Raw genomic sequence first — 3,636 nt, 5'->3', positions numbered from 1 at the left:
GGGCCGCGACGAGCACCCGGCCGGTGCGGCCGTCACCGCCCTCCGCCCGCAGGCGCAGGTCGGTCCGGCTGCTGGTGGCGGTGCCGTGCATGGCGTACGCGATGACGCCGCCCCCGGCCGGCTGCACCGTCAGCAGCACGGCGGCCTGCCCGTTCACGGTCCCCCACCAGCGCAGCCGCACCGTCGTACCGTTCGCCGGCAGGTTGCTGTCCGTGAGCGCGAGCCGGACGAAGCCCGCCAGGATCGCGGGGTCGGGTGCGGGCCCCCGCCCACCCTCGGCGACGGCTCCCTGGAACGGGTCGCCGGACGCCGACGAGCCCCACCCACCGGCGATCATGCCCTCGTAGACGACCTGCCCGCCCCGCGCGACCCGGGCTTCGAGCCCCGGCGGGAGTGGCGTGGGCGGCAGCAGCGCGAGACCGACCCCGGTGCCGTCGGAGACGGCGAGCTCGCGGCGCCGCACGACCCCGCCGGCGTCGTACCGGGGATCGCCGCTGATCGTCACGGTCGTGTCCCGCGGCCCGACGACCAGGGCGTACCCGCCGCTCTCGGCGTCGGCCCGGGTCAGCGTCACGACCGGGCGGCCGGCGTCCTCGTTGCCGCCGCGGGTCATCTGCCCCGGTGCGGCGCCGACCGGGCCTTCGTACCAGACCAGCTGTGAGCTCGTGACCACCCCGAACCGGAGCGGGACGAGCGGCGGTACCTCGACGGCCCGGCGCCGCCGCCACCAGGAGGTCGCGGTATTGACCACGACGCGGCGCACGTACACCTGGGGCGTGTCCTTGCGCAGGACCCGCACGCACGAACTCCCGGAACCGCTCCTCGTCACCCGGATCCACGTCGCTCCCTTCCGCATCGGACGGGGAGGTAGACGCCGGCAGAGGTCTCGAAGGTTGAGTGTCCAGACCTGGTTGACGTCGTGGGAGACGAACCAGCGACCCTCGTCGAGGTCACAGGTACGGTTCGTGCGTGGACGACGAGCCGCTTGCCGACGGCATGACCATCACGCTGCGCTGCGACGTCTTCGCCCTGCCGCCGGAGTGAGCCGCCACGGGGTCTTCGCGTACGGCTCGCTCGCTCATCCCAGGACGATCCGGCAGCTGGGTGGCGACTATCTCGTCGCCGACCTGGTCGGCTGGAGACGAGCCTGGACGGTGTGCACCGACAACACCGACCGGAGCCGGGCCGTCGCCTACTTCGAACCCGGCACCGACACGCGCATCGACGGGCAGGTCCTGTTTCTCAACCTGGTCCCCGACACGGCATCGACGGTGCGGGGTGTCGTCCTACTCGTCCACGCCGGCGCGCTCGCCGATCTCGACGCGCGGGAAGGAAACTACGACCGCGTCGACGTCACGTCGAGTGTGGATCTGCCCGACCCACGCCGACCCGACGTGGTCTGGGCCTACGTCGGCAAGGACACCGCGGTCCGCCAAGCCGGGCGCGGCCTCGGCCGGGGATCGGCGGTCATCTGGCGCCCCTACCTGGACCGCCTCCGTGACGCGTTCGCTCAGCACGATCTGTTGGAGATCTTCCAGCGTGAGCCGCTTCCGCCCGACGTGCCGGTCGTCGAGCTCGACAGGCGGGTGCGGGGCGAGCCGGCCGACCCCTACGCCGACCCGCCGCGCTGAAACGGAAAGGGCGCCCCCAACGACGGGGACGCCCTTTCCGGTAGTCGTACGACCTACGAGTCGCCGCCGGTCTCGCCCACCGGCGCGGCGTTGACGTCGTCGATCGCGTACTTGCGGGCCGCTTCGACCGGGACCGCCGGGGCGATCTCGCCGCGGACCGCGAGCTGCCGCAGCGTCGCCACCGCGACCGACTCGGCGTCCACGTGGAAGTGGCGCCGCAGTGCGTGCCGCGTGTCCGACAGGCCGAAGCCGTCGGTGCCGAGGGAGGTGTAGTCACCCGGCACCCAGCGCGCGATCAGGTCCGGCACCGCCCGCATGAAGTCGCTGACCGCGACCACCGGGCCCTCGGCGCCCGCCAGCTTGCGACGGATGTACGGGACCCGCGGCTCCGAACCCGGGTGCAGCAGGTTGTATTCCTCGGCCTGCACCGCGTCGCGGCGCAGCTCCGTCCACGACGTCACCGACCACACGTCCGCCGCCACGCCCCAGTCCTGGGCCAGCAGCTGCTGGGCCTTGAGCGCCCACTGCATGCCCGTACCCGAGGCAAGGATGTTGGCCTTGATGCCGCCACCCTCGACGGCCGGGGCCGGCGAGTAGCGGTAGATGCCGCGCAGCACGCCCTCGACGTCGAGATCGACCGGCTCGGCCGGCTGCAGGATCGGCTCGTTGTAGACGGTGAGGTAGTAGAAGACGTTCTCCGCCTCCTCGCCGTACATCCGGTGCAGGCCGCGCTCCACGATGTGCGCGATCTCGAACGCGAACGCCGGGTCCCACGCCACGACGGCCGGGTTGGTCGCCGCGATCAGGTGGGAGTGGCCGTCCTCGTGCTGGAGGCCCTCGCCGTTCAAGGTTGTCCGACCGGCGGTCGCGCCCAGGACGAAGCCCCGAGCCATCTGGTCGGCCGCGGCCCAGAAGCCGTCGCCCGTGCGCTGGAAGCCGAACATCGAGTAGAAGATGTACAGCGGGATCATCGGCTCGCCGTGCGTGGCGTAGGACGAGCCCGCGGCGGTGAACGAGGCCACCGAGCCCGCCTCGTTGATGCCCTCGTGCAGGATCTGGCCGCCGGTCGCCTCCTTGTAGGACAGGAACAGCTCCCGGTCGACCGGGGTGTAGTTCTGCCCGTGCGGCGAGTAGATCTTCTGCGTCGGGAACAGCGAGTCCATGCCGAAGGTCCGCGCCTCGTCCGGAATGATCGGCACCCAGCGCTTGCCGAACTCGCGGTCCTTCATGATGTCCTTGAGCAGGCGTACGAAGGCCATCGTGGTCGCGACCTTCTGCTTGCCCGACCCGCGCTTGACGTCGGCGAACCGCTCGCTGCCCGGGATCTGCAGCGGGATCACCTTGGTGTTGCGCGTCGGCAGGTAACCGCCGAGCGCGCGCCGGCGCTCGTGCAGGTACTCCATCTCGTCGGACTTGGTCTCCGGCCGGATGTACGGCGGCAGGTACGGGTTCTCCTCGAGCTGCTTGTCCGTGATGTCGAGGTAGAGCCGGTCGCGGAACGTCTTCAGGTCGTCCAGCGTCAGCTTCTTCATCTGGTGGGTCGCGTTGCGGCCCTCGAACGACGAGCCGAGCGTCCAGCCCTTGATCGTCTTCGCCAGGATCACCGTCGGCTGGCCGGTGTGCTCGGTCGCCGCCTTGTACGCCGCGTAGATCTTGCGGTAGTCGTGCCCGCCGCGCTTGAGGTTCCAGATCTCCTCGTCGGACATCGACTCGACCATCTTGCGGGTACGCGGGTCGCGGCCGAAGAAGTGCTCGCGGACGTACGCGCCGGACTCGGCCTTGTAGGTCTGGTAGTCACCGTCGGGCGTGCTGTTCATCAGGTTGACCAGCGCGCCGTCGGCGTCGGCGGCGAGCAGCGGGTCCCACTCGCGGCCCCAGACGACCTTGATGACGTTCCAGCCGGCACCCCGGAAGAACGACTCGAGCTCCTGGATGACCTTGCCGTTGCCGCGGACCGGGCCGTCGAGGCGCTGCAGGTTGCAGTTGATCACGAAGTTGAGGTTGT

Annotated in this window: 2 protein-coding genes and 1 pseudogene; 1 reads left to right on the top strand and 2 read right to left on the bottom strand. The window is 70.7% G+C overall.

Going from position 1 to position 3,636, the window contains the following annotated elements:
• A pseudogene (locus AB0H87_RS39505) lies at positions 1-799 on the bottom strand (hypothetical protein); the annotation flags it as partial.
• 241 nt (positions 800-1,040) lie between these two features.
• On the opposite strand from AB0H87_RS39505, the gene AB0H87_RS39500 reads away from it, so the two are divergent.
• Positions 1,041-1,631: a gamma-glutamylcyclotransferase family protein gene (locus tag AB0H87_RS39500; protein ID WP_360158234.1), complete on the top strand. Its 591-nt coding sequence runs from the start codon at positions 1,041-1,043 to the stop codon at positions 1,629-1,631.
• Between the two features lie 53 nt (positions 1,632-1,684).
• On the opposite strand, the gene aceE is transcribed toward AB0H87_RS39500, so the two are convergent.
• Positions 1,685-3,636, bottom strand: a 1,952-nt coding sequence (gene aceE, locus AB0H87_RS39495) for a pyruvate dehydrogenase (acetyl-transferring), homodimeric type (protein WP_360158231.1), incomplete at its 5' end; no start/stop codon positions are given.

Origin of the sequence: Asanoa sp. NPDC050611, assembly GCF_040654855.1 — a bacterium.
In the GTDB taxonomy this organism is placed as follows: Bacteria; Actinomycetota; Actinomycetes; order Mycobacteriales; family Micromonosporaceae; genus Asanoa.
Note: the sequence above shows the minus strand (reverse complement) of the source record. Positions and strands in the feature narration are given on the sequence as shown.